Annotated in this window: 14 protein-coding genes; 7 read left to right on the top strand and 7 right to left on the bottom strand. The window is 55.1% G+C overall.

The genetic code is table 11. The annotated features are described in order from the left end of the window. Positions 1 to 1,363 precede the first annotated feature (1,363 nt). Together EPG66_RS12845 and EPG66_RS12840 are read left to right on the top strand one after the other, a co-directional pair. Positions 1,364 to 2,563 carry an AAA family ATPase gene (locus EPG66_RS12845; RefSeq protein WP_031591167.1) on the top strand — a complete coding sequence of 400 codons (1,200 nt, stop codon included), beginning with the start codon at positions 1,364 to 1,366 and terminating at the stop codon, positions 2,561 to 2,563. A 7-nt stretch (positions 2,564 to 2,570) separates the two neighbouring features. Further along, positions 2,571 to 3,542, top strand: coding sequence for a ParB family protein (locus EPG66_RS12840; RefSeq protein ID WP_069026880.1), 972 nt, complete (start codon positions 2,571 to 2,573; stop codon positions 3,540 to 3,542). 1,181 nt (positions 3,543 to 4,723) lie between these two features. Here the strand turns inward: EPG66_RS12840 and EPG66_RS12835 are convergent. Genes EPG66_RS12835 through EPG66_RS12820 form a run of 4 tightly spaced genes read right to left on the bottom strand, consistent with a single transcriptional unit; the run spans position 4,724 to position 8,693 of the window. Continuing rightward, on the bottom strand, positions 4,724 to 5,734 hold the full coding sequence (locus EPG66_RS12835; protein WP_115764539.1) for a transketolase family protein: 1,011 nt from the start codon (positions 5,732 to 5,734) through the stop codon (positions 4,724 to 4,726). Position 5,735: 1 nt separating this feature from the next. Next, complete coding sequence (locus EPG66_RS12830) at positions 5,736 to 6,578, bottom strand: transketolase (RefSeq protein WP_182687096.1); 843 nt, start codon at positions 6,576 to 6,578, stop codon at positions 5,736 to 5,738. 12 nt (positions 6,579 to 6,590) lie between these two features. Then, the gene (locus EPG66_RS12825) at positions 6,591 to 7,889 is read right to left on the bottom strand and encodes an MFS transporter (RefSeq protein WP_060679377.1); all 1,299 of its coding nucleotides are present in this window, start codon (positions 7,887 to 7,889) and stop codon (positions 6,591 to 6,593) included. 54 nt (positions 7,890 to 7,943) lie between these two features. Then, positions 7,944 to 8,693 carry an SDR family NAD(P)-dependent oxidoreductase gene (locus tag EPG66_RS12820; RefSeq protein ID WP_182687093.1) on the bottom strand — a complete coding sequence of 250 codons (750 nt, stop codon included), beginning with the start codon at positions 8,691 to 8,693 and terminating at the stop codon, positions 7,944 to 7,946. 197 nt (positions 8,694 to 8,890) lie between these two features. On the opposite strand from EPG66_RS12820, the gene EPG66_RS12815 reads away from it, so the two are divergent. From EPG66_RS12815 to EPG66_RS12800, 4 genes are all read left to right on the top strand, one after another. Continuing rightward, positions 8,891 to 9,793, top strand: coding sequence for a LysR substrate-binding domain-containing protein (locus EPG66_RS12815; RefSeq protein ID WP_064703885.1), 903 nt, complete (start codon positions 8,891 to 8,893; stop codon positions 9,791 to 9,793). Between the two features lie 199 nt (positions 9,794 to 9,992). Beyond that, positions 9,993 to 11,444 (top strand): sugar porter family MFS transporter, encoded by a 1,452-nt coding sequence (locus tag EPG66_RS12810; protein ID WP_031591158.1) that lies wholly within the window; start codon positions 9,993 to 9,995, stop codon positions 11,442 to 11,444. Between the two features lie 337 nt (positions 11,445 to 11,781). Beyond that, positions 11,782 to 12,342 carry a lipid IV(A) palmitoyltransferase PagP gene (gene pagP, locus EPG66_RS12805; protein WP_182687091.1) on the top strand — a complete coding sequence of 187 codons (561 nt, stop codon included), beginning with the start codon at positions 11,782 to 11,784 and terminating at the stop codon, positions 12,340 to 12,342. Between the two features lie 18 nt (positions 12,343 to 12,360). Then, complete coding sequence (locus tag EPG66_RS12800; protein WP_069026875.1) at positions 12,361 to 13,860, top strand: alpha/beta hydrolase; 1,500 nt, start codon at positions 12,361 to 12,363, stop codon at positions 13,858 to 13,860. A gap of 39 nt (positions 13,861 to 13,899) precedes the next feature. Here the strand turns inward: EPG66_RS12800 and EPG66_RS12795 are convergent, their stop codons facing one another. Next, positions 13,900 to 14,754, bottom strand: coding sequence for an aldo/keto reductase family oxidoreductase (locus EPG66_RS12795; protein WP_182687089.1), 855 nt, complete (start codon positions 14,752 to 14,754; stop codon positions 13,900 to 13,902). 95 nt (positions 14,755 to 14,849) lie between these two features. On the opposite strand from EPG66_RS12795, the gene EPG66_RS12790 reads away from it, so the two are divergent. Then, entirely contained in the window at positions 14,850 to 15,797 is a 948-nt protein-coding gene (locus tag EPG66_RS12790) for a LysR family transcriptional regulator (RefSeq protein WP_069026873.1), read from the top strand. On the opposite strand, the gene EPG66_RS12785 is transcribed toward EPG66_RS12790, so the two are convergent. Together EPG66_RS12785 and EPG66_RS12780 are read right to left on the bottom strand one after the other, a co-directional pair. Next, positions 15,762 to 20,291 carry an ATP-dependent helicase gene (locus tag EPG66_RS12785; RefSeq protein WP_425497030.1) on the bottom strand — a complete coding sequence of 1,510 codons (4,530 nt, stop codon included), beginning with the start codon at positions 20,289 to 20,291 and terminating at the stop codon, positions 15,762 to 15,764. The genes EPG66_RS12790 and EPG66_RS12785 overlap by 36 nt on opposite strands. 112 nt (positions 20,292 to 20,403) lie before the next feature. Further along, the gene (locus tag EPG66_RS12780; protein WP_182687085.1) at positions 20,404 to 21,594 is read right to left on the bottom strand and encodes an MFS transporter; all 1,191 of its coding nucleotides are present in this window, start codon (positions 21,592 to 21,594) and stop codon (positions 20,404 to 20,406) included. Between the last annotated feature and the right edge of the window lie 93 nt (positions 21,595 to 21,687).

Raw genomic sequence — 21,687 nt, 5'->3', positions numbered from 1 at the left:
AGAAGGAGCAGAAGGAGCAGAAGGAGCAGAAGGAGCAGAAGGAGCAGAAGGAGCAGAAGGAGCGCGTGACACTGTTACTGATTACAGTGAATGTTTGCTGATGGGCACAATTCTCGCAGTCCGGTGAGTTTCCTTCAACGGCTTTCCGAATCGCTACTGATTACAGTGAATGTTGTTGCAAGATGCCCGGTCTGAGGCATGTCATTACCGCCATGGCGGTATGCTGAAGTCCTACTGATTACAGTGAACGTTCTGCTGATTACAGTGAATGTTTGCTGCGGTGTAGCTGAAGGCATCGTGCACTCACTGATTATAGTGAACGTTAAAGTGAAACTGAGACTGCTGACGGCATTGCGAATGTATACGGGGCTGGTGCATGACTGCCTGAAGGGCGACAGATGAAGCCGTTGCTCGCATGGCATGAGTCTTTCACGACCACTCGGCACACACTGATGCAGAACGGAATCGCCTCTGTCTTCTCACTGCTAACTACTGAATCATATTACGACCCTGTCGGCACGCCCTGATGCAGAACAGAATCGCTTCTGTCTACTTACTGCTAACTACTGACTACAGTGAATGTTTGTGTGGCTATTCTCCTTCTCATCCCTCTTCCACTAGTGTTGTTACTGACTATAGTGAATGTTTACTGCTTTCTGGATTTACTGATTACAGTGAACGTTAATGGGCGGTACGCTTCTGTATCGCAGACCAGAGTCGGTTGTGACGTTGCCGGTGTATATTCTCTCTCCAGATTCCTATGCTTTTATAATCCGCTGAGGATTTTTCAACCCATCCTTACTGACTACAGTGAACGTTTACTCTGCCCTGCTCCCTCTTCTGACCGCTGATCGGCAAGTTTACTGATTACAGTGAACGTTGCTCTTCACAGAGCTGAAAACGTAAAACGCCACTGACTATAGTGAATGTTGAAGTGATGCAGTGGCAAAGATCAGTCAAGCCATCTGCAACTACTGCCTGAAAATCCGTTTAAAACTGTATCCATAGCTCATTCGCCTGCTCCATAAGGTCACCGGATGAGACACAAGCTTTACTGACTACAGTGAACGTTTGATGTCGCCGGGGCTGTCTCCTGAGTTCTCCCCTTTCCCGCTCACTGTACCCGGTTTGTCTGATGATTTTTTAAACCTGTTTGCTCACTACAGTGAATGTTCTGCTGATTACAGTGAATGCTGACCGCAATTCACCTGCAAAATATATTCGACAAGACGAAATAATGTGATGAAGCTCACCACAACCCGTGCGGTTACATAAAAACGGAGATTATGTTGAGAAGATAATTTATTGCCTCACGTGCAGGATTTCTGTATAAAGTCATAAATCCTACATGTTTGGAGCAACTATGGCTAATGATGACAAGCAGGTGATGAAGGTTGCGCAGCGTTCAGAACGCATGCTGTTAAGCCTCACCGAGCAAATTCAGGCGCAAAAGCAGGAACTGCATGAAAATACCTACTATCAGGTCTATGCCAAAGCGGCGCTGGCAAAGTTGCCCAAACTGACCCGGGCCAGTGTGGATTACGCAGTTAATGAGATGGAAGAGAGCGGTTATCAATTTGATAAACGTGCGGCCGGTTCTTCCGTTAAATATGCCATGTCGATTCAGAATATTATCGATATCTATCATCATCGTGGCGTGCCCAAGTATCGCGATCGCCACACGGATGCTTACACCCTGTTTGTCGGCAATCTGAAGGGCGGTGTCTCCAAAACAGTTTCAACCGTCTCGCTGGCACATGCGCTACGTGCACATCCCCATCTGCTTTTTGAAGATTTGCGCATCCTGGTTATCGACCTTGATCCTCAGTCCTCAGCAACGATGTTTCTGAACCACGAGCGCTCCGTCGGGCTGGTGGAAGCGACTGCGGCACAGGCAATGCTACAGAATGTCTCACGAGATGAGCTGGTCAACGAGTTTATTGTTCCGTCTATCATTCCGGGTGTGGATGTGCTGCCTGCCTCGATTGATGACGCCTTTATCGCCTCAAGCTGGGATCAGCTTTGTGCTGAGCATCTTCCGCAACAGAACGTTCATGCCGTGTTGTACGACAACGTTATTGCCAAACTGAAAAAAGATTATGACTTTATCTTTATCGACAGCGGCCCGCATCTTGATGCTTTCCTGAAGAATGCGATTGCAGCGTCAGATCTGTTGATGACTCCGGTGCCACCGGCTCAGGTAGACTTTCACTCGACACTAAAATACCTGACACGTCTTCCTGAACTGATTGCGATTATCGAAGACTCCGGCGCGACCTGTCGGCTGCAGGGCAATATTGGCTTCATGTCGAAGCTCTCCAATAAAGCAGACCACAAACTCTGTCATAGCCTGGCAAAAGAGATTTTTGGTGGCGACATGCTTGATGCTGCCCTTCCCCGCCTTGATGGTTTCGAACGTTGTGGCGAATCCTTTGATACGGTTATCTCCGCCAATCCTTCGACCTATGTCGGCAGCAGCGAAGCGCTGAAGAATGCACGATCCGCCGCAGAAGACTTTGCAAAAGCCGTCTTCGACCGTATCGAATTTATTCGCCTGAACTGAGGTTTGTATGAGTGCAAAAAGAATTACGATTGGCAGAACCTTCAGCCAGACTCCACTGGAAAATGACACGCCAGACAGCCAGCACAACCAGACATTCGTTCTGGCAACAGGCAAACGCGCCCTGTTTCGTTTTGAACGGATTGCCGCCAGCGACGTTGAAAGCAAAACATTTGTCACAATGGAAACCAACGGTCGCGATCAGGCAGGCCTGACACCCGATTCACTGCGCGACATTATCCGGACCATTAAGCTGCAGCAGTTCTTTCCCGCTATTGGCGTGATGCGCAATGACCGCATCGAAATCCTCGACGGCTCACGTCGTCGGGCAGCCGCACTCTACTGCAAAACCGGCCTGGACGTGCTGATCACTGACGCGGCCATTACCGCTGATGAAGCTCGCCGACTGGCGCAGGATATTCAGACGGCACGGGAACACAATCTGCGCGAAGTGGGGATGCGTCTTTTAACGCTTAAAGATGGCGGTTTGTCGCAGAAAGAGATTGCTGAAAATCAGGGCTTATCGCAGGCAAAAGTGACGCGTGCCCTGCAGGCCGCCAGCGTTCCGTCAGATTTGATTTCACTTTTTCCTAATCACGCCGAGCTGACCTATCCCGACTATAAAGCGTTGTTACAGGCAGCTGACAAGTTAAGTGAGTCCGGGCAAAGCGTTGAAGCGCTGATTAAGTCTATTTCCAGGGAAATTGATGTGGTCTGTGCCCGTGAAGGTCTGGCCGAGGACGAGCTTAAAAATCATATCCTGCGTCTGATTCGACAGGGCAGCCAGACTCTGATCAAAGAACCGGAGAAAGATAAAACTCAGGCGACTGCGCTCTGGTCTTTTGCGGATAAAGATCGCTTCGCCCGCAAAAAGGTACGCGGACGGATGTTCAGTTATGAATTTAACCGGCAGTCGAAAGAGTTGCAGGAAGAGCTGGATAAAGTTATTGCGGAGACCCTGAAAAAATATCTCAACCGTTAACATATCCGCACTCAAATCAGCCAGCGATGAACGCTGGCTTTTTTTTGATTTATTAGCGAATCGTCGTTAAAAGAGATAGCGGATATCCAGATTTCAGGCTGAAATCGCCAGCTTTCTGAGGGGTTCTATTTAATTAAGTTATTGAAAATTAATAATTTAATTTATTGCGCCTTGCTGAAAAACCGCATGAAATCGCCATTTCGCCGAACTATTTCGCCGAACTATTTCGCCGAACTATTTCGCTGAACTATTTCGCCACATACCGATGCCGCCTCCAAATCCCCCAGGTCACTACAAACAGAGATAACGCTTTTCGTCTGATGTTGTCGTTGTTCAATCTGATCGCCGCCAGCGCGCATCCGACGGTCAGAATATTGCAAGTAATGATTTTTCGGGGCTGGTTCATTAGTGACCAATCAACCTTGCTAAACCTCAGTCACAGCGTACTGGCTTCACGCACTCCGCTAATCCCTCTGCTTAGCCTTTCTCCATGCATTAGCCCGCCAGTGACATTTCATGATTAACTGATTGTTTTTAATATAAAAGATTAAAGAATTTCAGCCTGAAATCGCCATGCCTGCAGCTAATCGCTCCTTCGTTTCACTACTGTGGGATAACAGATAAGATCAGAAAAGAGGCGTATCTCACGGACATTAAAGTCCTGAACAGAGAGTGAAAAAAGATACTCAGAAACTATCCCTCACTTATCCACAGAAAAAGTGGATAACTTTTACCGTGCGATAAAATTTTTTTTGAAGAGGTGTACCAGAAGACGCAGCTTTGGCTTTGAATACCCTGGAATCCTGATCAGTGGAAAAAGATTGTCACAGTCTGGTCATAACGGAAAGGTAGTTGCATGGCATCAGATTCATTGCATTGGGTAAAGCAGATGAAATCGGCGGCTTACGGATGAAGAACTCCTATCGGGCCAACTGATAAAAGGCGATGGCTCAATGCACTGCTGTTTACAGTGAATGGCGACAAATAACGGCTATATGGCAGTGAACCGGGTGATCAGTGGCTGTTATCGGCATACAGCGTAGTTGCTGATGCGCAGAGAGTGCTGACCACTGCAATCAGTAATCAGACCGTTGTGAAGTGACGTAATGCAATGATGATCTTCCACGGCAGTACCGAACCTATGCAGAAGAAAACCGGGCCAGGCCCGGTTTTGATATGAATCAAGCTTCAAGCCAGGCGGTTATTTGCTTAACCATGGCATCAGTTGAGATGCCATAACGGTCATGCAGCGTCGGTAGTGCACCTGCTGCAAGGAAAGCATCCGGCAGAGCAATCTGTTTAAAGCGAGGCGTCACATGGTTTCGCATTAACAGGCCGGCAATAGCTTCGCCTAATCCACCCGTTATCGAATGATTTTCAGCGGTGATAACCAGCTGGTGATGATGCAGTGCTTCCCCCGCCTCACGCAGGATGGTCTCTTCATCCAGAGGCTTAATCATGGGTGAGTGAACCACACCTACCTCAATCCCCTGCTTCTCCAGCGTTTCAGCGGCTTCAAGCGCGCGCATGGTCATCAATCCGCTGCTGATAATGACGGCATGCTTACCGCCTCGCAGGCGCTGAGCCTTACCGTGCTGATAGCGATAGTCATATTTATCCAGCACCAGCGGAACCTTACCGCGCAGCAGGCGCAAATAGACCGGACCCTGATGTTCAGCAATAGCCGGTATTACCTGGCTAATCTCCAGTGCATCGCAGGGATCGATGATAGTCAGGTTCGGCATGCCCCGGAAGATTGCCAGGTCATCAGTCGCCTGATGACTCGGTCCATAACCGGTGGTCAGGCCCGGCAGCGCGCAGGCGATTTTAACGTTCAGATTCTCTTCTGCGATAGCCATGCAGATAAAATCATAAGCGCGGCGGGAAGCAAAGACGGCATAAGTGGTGACAAAGGGCATAAAGCCTTCGCGCGCCATACCCGCTGCGGCGCTCATCAGTAACTGTTCCGCCATGCCCATCTGATAAAAGCGTTTCGGAAAAGCCTCTGCGAACAGGTGAAGATCGGTGTATTTACTTAAATCAGCCGTCATCCCGACCACATCTGAGCGCTGCTCTGCCAGAGAAACCAGAGCATGCCCAAAAGGAGCTGAAACCGTGGGCTGACCTTCAGCGGCGATCGAGGCGATCATGGCGGATGTGGTCAGACGTTTTTTTTGCGGTTGTGAACTCATCTCATACTCCTTGCTCAAGTGCGGTCAGGGCTTTGTCCCACTCATCGGCATCAACCCGAATAAAGTGGGTTTTCTCACGACTTTCCAGAAACGCCACGCCTTTGCCCATTCGGGTATCGCAAATGATGACGCGCGGCTGGGGTTCCGGCCAGCTGCGAGCCGCATCAAAGGCGGCCTGCAAAGCAGAGATATCGTTGCCATCAACCCGCTGGGTGTACCAGCCAAAAGCCTGCCAGCGATCCACAATGGGTTCAAAAGCGAGAATCTCACTGCTATGGCCGTCAGCCTGCTGATTGTTGACGTCGATAAGGGCGATCAGGTTATCAAGTTGCCAGTGTGAGGCGGACATTGCCGCTTCCCATGTAGAGCCTTCATTCAGTTCACCATCTGAAAGCAGGTTATAGACTCGTGCCTGCGAGCCTTTCTGTTTCAGCCCCAGACAGGCACCCACAGCAATACCTAAGCCATGACCCAGTGAACCGCCGGTTATTTCCATGCCTGGGGTATAGGCGGCCATGCCGGACATCGGCAAGCGGCTCTCATCAGTCCCATAGGTTTCCCTTTCCTCTTCAGGTATCACGCCTGCTTCCAGCAGGGCGGCGTAAAGGGCGATAGCGTAATGGCCAATCGACAGATAGAAGCGATCGCGCTCTTCCCACTCAGGTTGATCCGGCCAGTAATTCATGGCGTGGAAATAGCTGACAGCAAGCAAATCGGCGGCACCCAGCGCCTGACCGATGTATCCCTGCCCCTGAATCTGCCCCATTAATAAGGCATGGCGGCGAATATTGGTGGCTCGTTGCTGCAATGAGATCATGTGTGAATCGTGACGAGAGTCAGTCATGTTACCTCCTGATTAACGATTAACGTCCGCTGCCCGGATGCGCAGCACGCATAGCGCGCCACCCAGCAGGACGGCAGCAATAAAGTACATTCCGGAAGCGGGCGTACCGGTTGCGGTGGTGATGGTGCCAATCAGCCACGGTGAGAAAAAACCGGCCAGATTAGCAATGCAGTTCACGGCGGCGATGCCTGCGGCGGCAGAGACGCCACCTAACAGATTGGTCGGCAACATCCAGAACAGTGATGAGGCGGAAAGAATGCCTGCAGCGGCAATACAAAGGGAGAGCAGTGACAGGGAGACGCTATGGCTCAGCAGAGTTGCCAGCGTCAGTCCGGTGAGTCCGATCAGCATCGGAACAATCAGATGCCAGCGGCGTTCACGATAGCGATCGCCACTGCGCCCGGCCAGCAGCATAAAGATAATGGCGCAGAGGTAAGGCAGACTGGTCAGCAGCCCAATATGCAGCGGCTCACTGACGCCTGAGTTTCTCACCAGCGTCGGTAACCAGAACGTCAGGGCGTACTGACCCATCACCACACAGAAGTAGATCAGCGCCAGCAGCCACAGACGACGGTCGGCGACAAAGGCTTTTACCGTGCCATGACAGGCTTTCTGCTGATTATCCTCGTCCAGATCGGCACGCACCCGGCGTTTCTCATCTTCATCCAGCCATTCAGCCTGTTCAACGCGATCCTTCAGCACCAGCAGTACCACTAATCCCATAACAAGGGTGGGGATAGCTTCCAGCATAAACATCCACTGCCAGCCTGCCCATCCGTGAAAGCCTGCAAAGGTCGCCATAATCCAGCCTGAGAGCGGGCCGCCAATCATCCCTGAGAGCGGAATGGCGACAAACCAGAGCACGGTCATACGTGCGCGACGATGTGATGGAAACCAGTAGGTCAGGTAAAGCAACAGACCAGGCGCAAGACCGGCCTCGGCGACGCCGAGCAGAAAGCGCAGCAGGTAGAACTGCCATGCGGTTTCTACAAAGGCGAACAGGGCTGAGATGATTCCCCATGTGATCATAATGCGGGCAATCCAGCGGCGTGCGCCGACACGGTGCAGGATCAGGTTACTCGGCACCTCAAAGAAGAAGTAGCCGATAAAAAATATCCCGGCACCCAGTCCATACACGGTTTCGCTGAGTGACAGATCATCCATCATCTGTAATTTAGCGAAACCCACATTGACGCGATCAAGATAGGCACAGAGATAACAGAGCATCAGCCAGGGCATCAGGCGCCAGGCGATTTTGCGATAGGTGATATCGCGCGCAGCAGAGGCTGCGCTCAGGTTAAGCGTGGTCATGGTGTTCACTCCCGAAGTTAGCCCGCCAGGCGTGCGGGCAGGGAAGGGCGCTATTTAATGGATCAGCATGCCGCCGTTCACATCCAGCGTGATGCCGGTGAGATAACCGGAGAGATCGCTGGCGAGGAACAGCGCAGCGTTGGCGACGTCACTGGCGGACCCAAGGCGGCCGGGCGGTATCCCATCGAGAATGGCGTGGCGGCGTTCATCCTGTAACAGGCCACCAGTGATGTCAGTCTGGATCAGACCGGGCGTCAGGGCATTAATGCGTATCTGGTCAGGGCCAAATTCGCGCGCCATCGCTTTTGTCAGGCCCAGAACGCCCGCTTTAGCGGCACTGTAGTGCGGGCCACCGAAAATCCCGCCGCCGCGCTGTGCTGAGACCGAGGACAGGCAGACGATGCTGCCGCCTTTCTGCTGCTGCATGGTGGGGATCACCGCCTGAGACATCAGCAGCGTGCCGCGCAGATTGACATCAAGAATACGGTTGTAATCCTCGATGCCGATTTCCAGTGTTTTAACCGGCTGAGTAATACCTGCATTGTTGACCAGCACATCAATACGACCGAAGTGCTCAAGTATCTGGTCGATGGCACGACGAACAGAGAGGGGATCGGTCACATCGGTGGCCAGGCCGAGATGCCCCTCACCACAAGACAGTGCGCTGGCCTGGGCGGCCTGCAGATCTAAATCGAGCACCACCACGCGCGCACCATGCTGAGCAAAACAGGCGGCTGTAGCCCGGCCAATGCCGCGCTGAGAGGCGGCACCTGTAATAATCGCAACTTTGTTTTCGAGTAACATTGTCCACTCCAGAAAAATAATTATTAGTGGTTCGGTATCGCTACCGGCAGGGTCACGATCAGAATTGATAAAGCGACTAATATTGGCAATGCAAAAAAATTCATTTGATGCTGAATGAATTTGTTGGTTTGATGCAGTTAACAATTCTGCGATTTAAAAATGGGCACACATCACAAAATTTCTGTATGGAGAGGCGGATGGAAAAGCAGTCTGATCACTTACCTTCGATTAAATCACTGCGGGTTTTTGAGCAGGTGGCCCATTTTGGTAATGTCGCGCGTGCGGCCGAGGAATTAAGTATTACGCCATCGGCGGCCAGTCATCAGCTGGCAAAACTGGAGCGTGAACTGGGCTGTATTCTGTTTAATCGTTCGGCAAAGGGCGTAGTGCTGACGCTGTCGGGTGAGCATTACCTCAGGGAGGTTGGTCCGATACTGCTGAGTCTGACGCAGGCGACAGCACGCATCAGTAACGAGAAAGCCCGCAGCAACCTCAGGATCCACTGCGCGCCCAGTTTCGGTCTGCTGTGGCTGTTGCCGCGCATCCATAAATTTCGCGACAGCTATCCTGAGTTCCAGCTTACGCTCTCCTGCTCTTATGAGAATTTATCTTTCAGCCGCGACAATATTGATATTGCGATACGCCATGGATTTCCGGACTGGAACTCATTCGAGATTAAAACGATCCGCCACGAAAGAATGTCGGTGCTGGCCTCGCCTGAATATCTGAAAAAGCATCCTGTTAATCAGGCCGCTGATTTAATTCATCATGCGCTGATATTATCGGAGTCGCCGCTTATTCAGTGGCCGCAGTGGTTTGCTTCTCAGCAATTACCTCAGCCGGATAAAGAGTGGTTATTTCGCTTCGATCGCTCTTATATGAGTCTTGAGGCGGCGATGTTAGGCCACGGTCTTATATTTGAAAGTGAATTGCTGGCGGAGGATTATCTGCGCAGCGGAAAACTGGTCAGAGTCTTATCCGAACAGGAGAGTCTGCCCGTTAGCGCCCATCATCTGGTCTTCCCGCGTGGATTTGCCCAGTTTCCCCGCGTCGCGCATTTCCTGAGCTGGATCCAGCAGGAACTAAAAGTGTTAATCTAATGTTAAAATAACTTTCGCGGCGTCATTATTGCGCTGGTTTATTTCTCAGGTTAACTATCCCCGTTATAAAAATCGCATTGCTAAAGCTAACTTTTAAATACCGTCTACACTTCTTTACCCACTCGGTAAATATGATCCATTTCTATTCCGTATGAAATTTAATCAAACGGATGTTTAACTAATTAATGGCAGGGATATTATGAGTACGAATACACCAGACTCTGGTGAAGCGGGCGATCACGCGCCTGCGGATACGGTACGCCAGCGTATTTTTTTAGTGGTACTGGTTGCCACTATGGGCGCGCTGGCTTTTGGTTATGACACCGGGATTATCTCGGGTGCGTTACCTTATATGACCTCACCACCCGATCAGGGTGGACTTGGACTGAACTCATTCACTGAAGGGCTGGTAGCCTCTTCGCTGGTGTTTGGTGCCGCGATCGGTTCTTTCCTGAGTGGTTTCTTCTCTGACCGGTTTGGCCGGCGTATTACCCTACGCAGCCTGGCGGTTATTTTTGTGCTGGGTTCACTGGGAACAGCGCTGGCGCCTTCTGTCAACGTCATGGTGGCAATGCGCTTCCTGCTGGGGATTGCTGTCGGCGGCGGTTCTTCTACCGTGCCGGTGTTTATCGCCGAAATTGCCGGACCGCGCCTGCGTGCGCCGCTGGTCAGCCGCAATGAGCTGATGATCGTTACCGGACAGCTCATTGCTTATGTTGCCAGTACGCTGCTGAGCTATCTGCTGCATGATGAGCACCTGTGGCGCTACATGCTGGCAATTGCCATGGTGCCGGGGCTTTTACTGTTTATCGGCACGTTCTTCGTTCCCGCCTCACCACACTGGCTGGTGGCGGAAGGGCGTCTGAAAGAGGCTAAAAAGATCCTGAAGTACCTGCGTGAAACGCCGCGTGAAGTGCGCCATGAGATGGCGCAGATGAAGAAGCAGGCGAGGGCAGCAGAACGTGGGCCGGATGCGAAAACCCTGATCCGTGAGAAGTGGGTGATTCGCCTGATGGTTATCGGCGTCGGGCTGGGCTTTGTTGCCCAGTTCACCGGGGTAAATGGTTTTATGTATTACACCCCGATCATCCTTAAACAGACCGGACTTGGCACCAGCGCGTCGATTGCCGCGACCATCGGTAACGGCGTGGTCTCAGTGGTGGCGGCGATTGTCGGTATCTGGGCGGTCAGTCGCTTCCCGCGCCGGACGATGCTGATTACCGGCCTGTGTCTGGTGGTCGCTTCGCAGATTATGCTGGGCAGCGTGATGACCTTTATCGCTCCCAGCCTGATGCAGAGCTACCTCGCTCTGGGCTGCATTCTGCTGTTCCTGTTCTGCATGCAGATGTGCATCTCGCCGGTCTACTGGCTGATGATGTCGGAACTGTTCCCGATGCAGTTGCGCGGCGTGTTAACCGGCGGCGCTGTCTCACTACAGTGGATCTTTAACGCGATAGTCGCCTTTGGTTTTCCACCGATAATGGAATATGCCGGCAGCACCACCTTCTTCATCTTTGCCGCGATTAACGTCGGGTCGCTGATCTTCGTGATGGCGATGGTGCCGGAGACGCGGGGCAAAAGCCTGGAAGAGATTGAGTCACACATGAAAGAGAAGTTCGGTGAAAAGCCGAAAGAGGCTGAAGCCTCCTGAGTCTCCCACCGGATTCAGCCCACCGGCTGAATCCGGTTTTACCTCCTTACCTCCTTACCTCGTTATCTTCTTACTTACTATTGCACCGCATTTTCCCGGTCCTTGTCCTCATTAAGTCCCATACGACAACATTCACTGTAATCAGCCATTTTTCCCCGATTAATTTCCATACAGGTCTGGCGATTTCAGGCTGAAATCGCCAGACCCTGTTTAATGATCGGTCGTTGTTGTCTTCAGAAACTACCGGTTAAGCGAAGCATGACCGCTGACAAAGATTGCCTCAGGCTCTGCGCTATACTCATTTTTCATCTGCTCCGCACGCTGACCGGTACGCACTATGAAAATTTTAACCACGACGGCAGTTTTTGCCGCACTGCTGACTGCTGCGCCATTGCATGCTGAAAACACACCGATCTCCTCCTGGTGGAATGGATTCACTGACGATGTTGCGCAGACCTGGAACGCGCCTCAGCATACCGATCTCTACCTGCCATTTATCAGCTGGCACGCCCGCTTTATGTACGATAAAGAAAAAACCGATAACTATAACGAGAATCCCTGGGGAGGCGGTCTGGGTATTTCCCGCTACAGCGACAGCGGCAACTGGAGCGCGCTTTATGCAATGGCTTTCAAAGACTCACACAATGAGTGGCAGCCGATTGTCGGTTATGGCTGGGAGAAGGGCTGGTATCCAGGTTCGAATCAGGACTTTCGTCTTGGCGCGGGATTAACCGCGGGTATCACCGCACGCGAAGATTTTGATAACTATATTCCGCTACCGATTATTCTGCCGCTGTTCTCTGCCGGTTATAAGGCGCTGAATGTACAGTTCACCTATATTCCGGGCACGTACAATAATGGCAACGTGCTGTTCGCGTGGTTTCGCTATGCATTTTAATTTTTCAGGAAAGGATTTATGAGCCGGAGATGGAAAACCATCACTCGCAGGCTCTGGCGCCTTGCGATTGCGTCTGGTGTACTGTTACTGCTGCTATTGATTGTCCGAATCTATGAAGCAGAGCGCGGGCCGGAGTTACATCGCTGGCACACCTGGGTCCCGCATGAACTGACAGTGGAACAGCTCGATAATGCGACGTATGCCGACTACCTCAAGGCCGAAAATCAACTGTTCGACGAGATGAAGCAGCAGGTCAGCGACCGGCTGGATGCGGAAGAAAAAACACCACTCAACCGATACTATGCTGGCAGCATGATCTATCCGGGGCATTTCGCGCAGGACTGGAACCGTTCCTATATTCTGCAACCGACGGGCACGCCGCGCGGTGCGGTGGTGCTGTTGCATGGACTGACCGACAGTCCTTACAGTCTGCGGCATGTGGCAGAGGCTTACCGTCAGCAGGGTTATGTGGCAGTGGCGATACGGTTACCGGGTCACGGTACGGTGCCTGCGGGTCTGACCGATGTTGACTGGCAGGACTGGATGGCCGCTACACGCCTGGCGGTGCGGGAAGCGACCCGGCTGGCGGGCAAGCAGACGCCGCTGCATCTGGTGGGTTTCTCGAACGGTGGAGCGCTGGCGGTAAAATATGCGCTCGACAGCCTGGGCGATCAAACGCTGCGTCGTCCGCAGCAATTGATTCTGTTATCGCCGATGATCGGTGTGACTCGTTTTGCCCGGTTCGCAGGTGTTGCCGGGCTTCCCTCTGTTTTCCCTGCCTTCTCGAAAACGGCCTGGCTGAATATCGTGCCGGAGTTTAATCCGTTTAAATATAACTCTTTTCCGGTTCACGCTGCCCGGCAGACCTATTTGCTGACGCAGGCGCTGCAGAAAGAGATCCTGCAATACGCGCGTAATCAGCAGCTCTCCGGTTTCCCGCCCGTGCTGACCTTTCAGTCGGTCATGGATTCCACCGTCAGTACGCCATCGGTCATCCGCTCGCTCTATAACTATCTGCCAGTGAACGGCAGCGAACTGGTGCTGTTCGATATCAATCAGGCGGTCAGCGTCAGTCCGTTATTCCGCCACTCCTCATATACTGCGGTTAATCAGCTGTTGCCTGCGGCGCGTCGGAATTACTCATCCACGGTGATCACCAATGCCACCACCACCTCGCTGGAGATGGTGACAAAAAGCGTTCCCGCCGGAGAGATGCAGGAACGGATTCAGCCGCTGTCAATTGCCTATCCGGCGGGTCTCTACTCGCTGTCGCACGTTGCGATTCCGTTTCCGGCTGAGGATGGGTTATATGGCAGTGCGCCCGTGAAGAAGAATGAGTTTGGTATCAGTTTTGGGACGTTGTCACTGCGCGGTGAGAGTGCGGTGCTGATTGTCGGGCTGGACTCAATTATGCGCGCCACCTCTAACCCGTTTTATCCCTACATGATTAACCGAATCGATCACCACATCAGTTGTAGCGACAAGCCTCAACTTGCGGCCTGCCTCAGCAGTTTCTGAATCAGTACAGCATAAGGCCCGCATCGTGCGGGCCTGATGTTAAATAGCGTTCAGCTTTTCCATCACCTCATCCGACAGTTCCAGGCTGCCGCTGGCAAGGTTCTCTTTAAGATGTTCCGGGGAAGAGGTGCCTGGAATAAGTAAAATATTGGGCGATCGCCGCAGCAGCCATGCGAGTGCGACCTGCATCGGCGTGGCATTCAGGGATGCAGCCACTTCATTAAGCTGATCCGACTGCAACGGAGAGAAGCCGCCCAGCGGGAAGAACGGCACATAAGCAATTCCCTGCTGCGCCAGCAGATCCACCAGCTCATCATCCTGTCGATGCGCCAGGTTATACATATTCTGCACGCAGACAATCGGCGTCATCGCCTGAGCTTCTGCGATCTGCGTGGCGGTAACGTTACTCAGGCCAACATGGCGAATCAGTCCGCGCGCCTGTAACGCCAGCAGCGCCTCCAGTTGTGGCTTCAGAGAGCCTTCTTTCGGCCTGGCCGGATGCAACATACTGCGCAGGTTCACCACCTCAATCACATCCAGCCCCAGGTTGCGCAGGTTATCTTCAACTGCCTGCGTCAGCGCCTCTGGCTCCATCGCCGCCAGCCAGCCGCCTTTGGCGTCGCGGCGGGCACCCACTTTGGTGACAATGCAGAGATCCTGCGGATAGGGATGGAGCGCCTTTTTAATCAGATGGTTGGTTTCGTGCGGGCCATAAAAGTCGCTGGTGTCGATATGATTAACACCTGCCGCGATAGCGTCGCGCAAAACCTGAATTGCCCGGGCTTCATCTTTTACCGGGCCGAACACGCCCGGCCCGGCCAGTTGCATTGCGCCGTAGCCAATACGGTTAACTTCACGATCGCCTAACGTAAAAGTCATGGTGGTGTTTGACATGAAAACCTCCTGCGTGAATGTAGAACAATTGTAACGGTGATTCAGCTGTGCAACTATCCGGTGAAATCAGGACAGACTGTACGGGGTGATGCACAATGGCGATCGATATGGCGCTGCTGGAGGCCGTCGTGGCGGTGGCAAAAGCGGGGGGATTTAGGGAAGCGGCACGCATCACCGGCAGCAATGCGTCACGCCTGAGCGATGCGGTACGACGGGCGGAACAGCAGCTGGGTATTCGTCTGTTTCACCGCACCACCCGCACCGTGGTGTTAACCGAAGCAGGCAGGGCGCTGATGGAACGTCTGCTGCCCGCGATCAATGAAGTTAACGCCGCGCTGGATGCGGTGAATCGCTACCGTAACACCCCTGGTGGCACGCTGCGGCTGAATGTGCCGGTCAGTGCTACGCGGCTGGTGCTGCCCGCGCTGGTGCCGGAATTTTTGCAGCGTTATCCCGACATCCGGCTGGAAATTGTGGCGGAGAGCAGCGTGCAGGATGTCTTTCGTGACGGATGTGACGCCGGGATTCGTTATGATGAGCGGCTGGAGCAGGATATGGTGGCGATGCCCATTGGCCCCAGACAGCAACGGTTCGCGCTGGCGGCTTCTCCGGCTTATCTGGCAGAACATGGCCGGCCGGAACATCCGCGCGACCTGATCCATCATCGCTGTCTGCGTGGCCGTTATGCCAGCGGCATCATGGCTGACTGGACCTTCAGCCACGAGGGCGAAGAGATCAGCGTTGAAACCAGCGGGCCGCTGGTGGTTTCGGTCGGTGGCGCAATGGATCTGGCGGTGGAGGCGGCCATCGCCGGAAGCGGCGTGATATATCTGTTTGACGAGTGGCTCAGGCCAGCCCTCGACAGCGGCAGGCTGGAACCGCTGCTGCAACCCTGGTGGCTGACTTTCTCCGGTCCGTGGCTTTACTACAACGATCGCCGCCTGATTCCTGCCCCGCTTCAGGCGTTTATCGACTTTGTGCGCGAAAAAAACGGGCGCGAAAAAACCTCAGCTATACCAGCTGAGCCCCTGCGGCACCCGTGAAAATCCGGCATGTCGCAACGCGTTAAGCAGCGGTGACTGCGACACCGGTTCACCATCTACCTTCTCCAGCGTGAAACTCGCGGGCTTTTCACGTTTCAGCGCCAGGCCCAGCGCCGCCACCGCGACCTGCTGCAGCGCGGGATCGTCGATGAATGTCAGCAACTCTTTGCCTCCCGGCGTCAGGTAGAGTACCAGCGCGCCGCCTGCAATCACCACTCGTCCCCCCTGACGGCGGGTCGGGCGGATGCCGCTGGCGTGGAGCGGCCAGCTCAGCAACGCGCCAAACGGATTCGCCGGGTCCGATGCGGCCAGCGCCACCGCCTCTGTCGCGGTCAGCGGCTTTTCTGCCAGCTCCCGCAGCCGCTCAATGGTGTTATGGTCGGCAAACTGCGCGCCGCCCGCACCAGCGACAAACCGGCCACGCAGCAGTCGTCCGGCATCTTCCATGCTGCGTAATACCGGCTGTAACGCCGGGAATCCGCCGGGGATCTGTTCCGATATCGCGCTACCCCGGCTGATCACCCCATAACGGTCGAGAAGATTTTCCACCAGCGACAGGGCCAGCCGGGCAGGGGCTATCTCCTGTCGGTTAACCCGCGACCATCGACCAGCCAGCGTGTTGACCGCCGGTCGGCGTGCAGAAAGTGCGCCCGGGGTGAAGCGCTGACCAAAACGAGTGCGCAGGGTACGCGCCGGACGTGAGCGGGTCGCGCCTGGCGTGGTAAGCAGCCCACGCACCGCAATCCAGCTATCGGCAGTGACATAGCCCTGCCACACCAGTTGCCACAGGGCAGCATAAATATCGGTGGTTTGCGTCTCTGCCTCATTCATCTGTGCCATGATCTCATGAACAAACCACGAGCCACCCCGGCTCAATGCGTCGAGAGTCGCCTGCTGAATCAGCGTCAGAGGCTGCGTAGTGTCAATCACCGGCAGTGTTTCAGCGGCATATTCCGTGAGGTGCAGTGAGATCAACCCATCATTCTGACCCAGGGCTTTGTGTCCGCACCAGGTAACCTCGCCACTGGCTAACAGTTCATCAAGCATCGCGGGCTGATAGTCGGCTATCCTGGCGCGCAGGATTTGTGGCTCCCACAGCGAGGCCGGTAGCGGCACGCCCGCAAGTTGCTCAATCACCCGTAACAGCCCGCTGACACCCTGATGCTCTTCACGCTGCGTGTTAAGCACACCGTGACGCTCCAGCAGCAGACTAATCCAGGCGGCAGGTGGAACAGGCCGGGTTGCTTCACGTGCTGACTGCAGTGAACGTAAGCGTAACCGTTTGAAGATCTCTGTGGAAACCCACTCCGTTTCCGATGCGCCCTCTGGCGAACCCATATTGAGCAGGTTGCCCTGCTGATGCAGGGAAAGCAGTACCTCATTCACGACGGCCACACCCAGACCAAAATGCGTGGCCAGCTGTCGGGCGGTGAACAGGGTATGGGTTCGGGCGTAGCGGTTAATGAGATCGCGTAGCGGATCGGCCTGCGGCTCCAGAAATGTTTCGGGCAGATCGTCAGGCAGTACAACGGCCAGTGCATCGCGCAGGCGGGCTGCATCTTCAATGATCGCCCAGCGCTCTTCACCGGCAAGGGTGATCGGGATCATTCGCTGCGCGGCCGCGAACTGCGTCATGGCTTCCGCGATCTGCTGGGCGTTGCCACTAAAACGTGCCGCAATACCGGCAACCGGGAGCGGGCCAAGATCGCGCAGCAGATCGATAATGCCTTCGGTGTGTTGCGCCTGATAGCGGGAATCGATGCGCTGCAGTTCCTGTTCAACCTGCTCAACGACGTCAGGTGCCAGCAAATCACGCTTGCTGGTCTGGCCGAGTAGCTCACCCAGCAGATTACTGTCGAGCGCCAGCAGTGAGGCGCGCCGTTCTGCCTGGGGGGCGTCGCTGGCGTAAATAAATTCTGCAACATAGCCAAACAGCAGCGGCGCGGCAAAAGGGGAGGGCTGTTCGGTCGTCACCTCGACCAGCTTTACTTTCCCCTGTGCTATCTGTTCCATCAGCTGGTGCAGGGCAGGCAGATCGTAGACATCCTGCAGACATTCGCGTGCAGTTTCGATAAGGATGGGGAAATCGTCATACTGTCGTGCGACTTCCAGCAACTGACCGGCGCGCAGCCGCTGCTGCCAGAGCGGCGATCGTTTGCCCGGATTACGCCTCGGCAGCAGCAGAGCGCGTGAGGCACATTCACGGAAGCGGGCGGCAAACAGCGCCGACTGACCGACACTCTCAGTAACTTCCCGGGTCAACTGGTCAGCGTCGAACATAAACAGGTCAGCGCCGGGTAACACTCCCTCGCTGGCGGGAAAGCGGGCCACAATGCCGTCATCGCTGGCCGCAACAGAAGCATCAATGCCCAGGCGTTGCTGGATTCTGGCGGCAATCGCCAGCGCCCAGGGCGCATTGACCCGCTTTCCCCAGGGCGAATGCAGGATCACCCGCCAGTCGCCGATTTCGTCACGGCAGCGTTCAATCAGCAACGTGCGATCGTCCGGCACTACGCCGGTGACGGCGCGTTGTTCAGCCAGCAAAGCCAGCAGATTCGTGACTGCGCGGGCATCCAGCCCCAGCGCGCGCAACTGCTCCTGCGCATCCGCCGGTAAAGCCGCATCCAGATGACGCAGAAACAGCCCGAGGCTGGCACCCGAATCGGCCGAGCGGCCCACACCTTCTCCGCGCCAGAAAGGCAGACGAGCCGGACGGCCTGGCGCAGGCACCACCAGTACCTGGTCGTGGGTAATCTGCTGAATCCGCCACGACGTTGCGCCCAGGGTAATAATGTCATTGACCCGCGACTCATAGACCATCTCTTCATCCAGCTCGCCGACACGACGTGAGCCAGCCTGCTCTTCGCCTTCCGGCAGGATGACGCTGAACATGCCGCGATCGGGAATGGTGCCGCCGCTGGTCACGGCCAGATGCTGAGCGCCGGGTCGCGGCGTCAGCAGTCCGCTCTGACGATCCCACACCAGCTGCGGCCGTAGCTGAGCAAAAGCGTCTGAGGGAAACTTACCCGCCAGCATATCGAGCGTGGCATCAAACAGCCGACGCGACAGAGTGCGAAACGGATCGGCCCGACAGACCTGCGCGTACCACGCATCGACCTGTAAGGGATCCATTGCGACGGCCGCCAGGGTTTGCTGCGCCAGAATATCGAGCGGGTTACGCGGCGGAGCCAGCGCATCGAGCTGGCCCGCACGCATTGACTGCAATATGACGGCCGAATCCAGCAGATCGCGTCGGGTGCGCGGAAACAGGATGCCGGTTGATACGCCGCCGACCTGATGCCCGGCGCGTCCCACCCGCTGCAGTGCGCTGGCGACTGAAAGCGGTGCGCCCACCTGGATCACCAGATCCACCGGTCCCATATCAATGCCCAGTTCAAGACTGGAAGTCGCCACCACGCAGCGCAGTCTGCCCAGCTTCAGTGCGGCTTCAATCTCGCCTCGCTGCTCTTTCGAGACGGAACCGTGATGCGAGCGGGCAATAAGATCATCACTGTCGTCGCGTTCTGCATCCCGATCGCCAGCGGCTGTCTGCTGCGCCAGATAACGCGCATTGAGCCGCGCCGTCAGCTTTTCCGCCAGGCCACGCGAATTCACAAACACCAGCGTGGCGCGATGGGCCATGACCTGCTGCAGAATGCGCGCTTCAATGTGCGGCCAGATCGAACTGCTGGCAGAGGTGGCTTCACCGGTCAGATCATCGGCGCTGGCAATATCGGTCATATCTTCGACCGGCACCTCGATGGTCAGGTGCAGCGTCCGGTCGGCGGCCGGATTAACGACCTGAACGGGCTGACAGCCGCCAAGGAAGGCGGCGACCCGCTCAACCGGTCGTACCGTGGCGGAAAGCCCGATACGCTGGGCGGGCTGTGGCAGCAGCGCATCCAGCCTCTCCAGGCTCAGCGCCAGCTGGGAACCCCGCTTTGATCCCGCCACCGCATGCACCTCATCGACGATGACCGTGGTCACGCCCTGCAGCGTCGTGCGGGCTTTTGAGGTCAGCATCAGAAACAGTGACTCGGGCGTGGTGATCAGGATATCGGGCGGGCGGCGCACCAGCCTGGCGCGCTCTGCACCGGGCGTATCGCCGGATCGCATTCCGATATTCAGAGTGATCTCTGGCTCATTCAGCGCCTGCCGCTCAGCGTAAACGCCCGCCAGCGGCAGATTAAGGTTGCGCTGTACGTCCGCGGCCAGCGCTTTAACCGGTGAAATATAGAGTATGCGGGTGGTCGTTTCACGCGAGGGTGAGGGCTGGTTGGTTCGGAACTGAAACAGCGTGTCGATGGCGGTGAGGAAAGCCGCCAGCGTCTTCCCTGAACCGGTCGGGGCGATCACCAGCGCATGTTCTCCGCTGGCTATCGCCTGCCATGCCGCCTGCTGCACCGGCGTGGGTGCAGCGAAGGTGGCAGAAAACCAGCGTCGTGTGGCGGATGAAAACCGGGCTAAAACCGCATCAGATTGGGATTTCGACATCATACTCATGGTATCACGCAGCAACTGCGCCTGAAATTAATCCGTTGAGTGTATGTGAAAATTACCGTTTGTGGATGACGCGGCAGATATCTGGCCGCGTCGGGTGGGTTTGTTAACTGACCGCTCCGGCTAAAGCGCGACCCCTGATCGCCAGCAGCGACACCAGTGCCAGCACGATGATGGTCATGCCATAGAACCAGGCGGTCTGGTTCAGCCCGATATGGGGCGCTGCCATTCCGGCGGCAATCGCAGGCAGGGCAAAGGCGAGATAGCTTTTGATCAAAAAGGCGGAGAACAGTCCGGCGCGTTCATGACTTTCAGCTAACTGCATAATGATCTTCAGCACGCTGGAGAAAATCGATCCAAATCCCTGACCCGCAATGGCGGTGCCGAGATAGAGCCAGGCCACGCTGTGCAGAGAAAGGCCTGTAAGCGTGACGCTGACGCCCGCTATCAGCATCAGCGTACCGATAACTAATGCCCGCGCAGGCGGTAACGGGCGGAAGAGAAATACTGCTGCCGTTGCGCTCAGCATCAGCGTCGCCACAATCGAGCCGCCGATAAAAGGCGATGTCAGGCCGGTTGCGTTCGCCACCATTGAGGGCATCAGTGAAAGGTAAAATCCGCCCAGCATCCAGGTTGCGATGTTAACCGGCGTCACCATTAACAACGGACCCAGTGCGCGTCTCGGTATGCTGACCTGAGGTCGCAGTGCGGCCAGAACACCCGGCTGAGGCGCAATGGTTTCTGGTATCAGCGGCAACAGCGCCATGGCAAACAGCATCAGTATCAGCAGCAGCGCATAGAGCGTCACCGTGGGAAAGGGCGCAAAGGTGACCAGTATGCCGCCCGCCAGCGTGCCCAGCGTCATCCCCAGAAAGGCGGTGAACGAGTTCAGCAGAGGTCCGCGGGTTTTACTGGCGTCAATCAGGCTGGCACCAAAGGTTGGCAAGGCAATACCGGTAGCAAAGCCCTGCACCAGCCGGGCAACGATTAAGGTAGTGGCAGAGTTGGCAGTCATAAAGATCACCAGCGCGATCGCATTGATCGCCAGCGCCAGCAGCATCAGCGGACGGCGGCCGGTATAGTCGGACACTTTGCCCACCGTCAGCAGCGCAGCCAGCAACGCGAATGCATAGGCGCCAAAAATCAGTGTCAGCATGGTCGGCGTCAGATGGAACAGGCTGCGATAAAGCGGGTAGAGCGGCGTCGGCGAACTGCTGGTGGCGGAAATCAGCGCCGCACCGGTAAAACTGAAAAGCGTGGTGCGGGCAGCAGCCTGAGGCGTCAATGTGGGGTTCATGGAAATCACCTTAATGCAAAGTATTAGCTTTTAATAAGGTATACGGCTATCTGTGCCTTAATGCAATATCTTTGCTTTAACGTTTATTGCGGT

Origin of the sequence: Pantoea pleuroti, assembly GCF_014156615.1 — a bacterium.
In the GTDB taxonomy this organism is placed as follows: Bacteria; Pseudomonadota; Gammaproteobacteria; order Enterobacterales; family Enterobacteriaceae; genus Pantoea; species Pantoea agglomerans.
The sequence above is the reverse complement of the archived record's forward strand: the minus strand, read 5'-3'. Positions and strand labels throughout refer to the sequence as shown.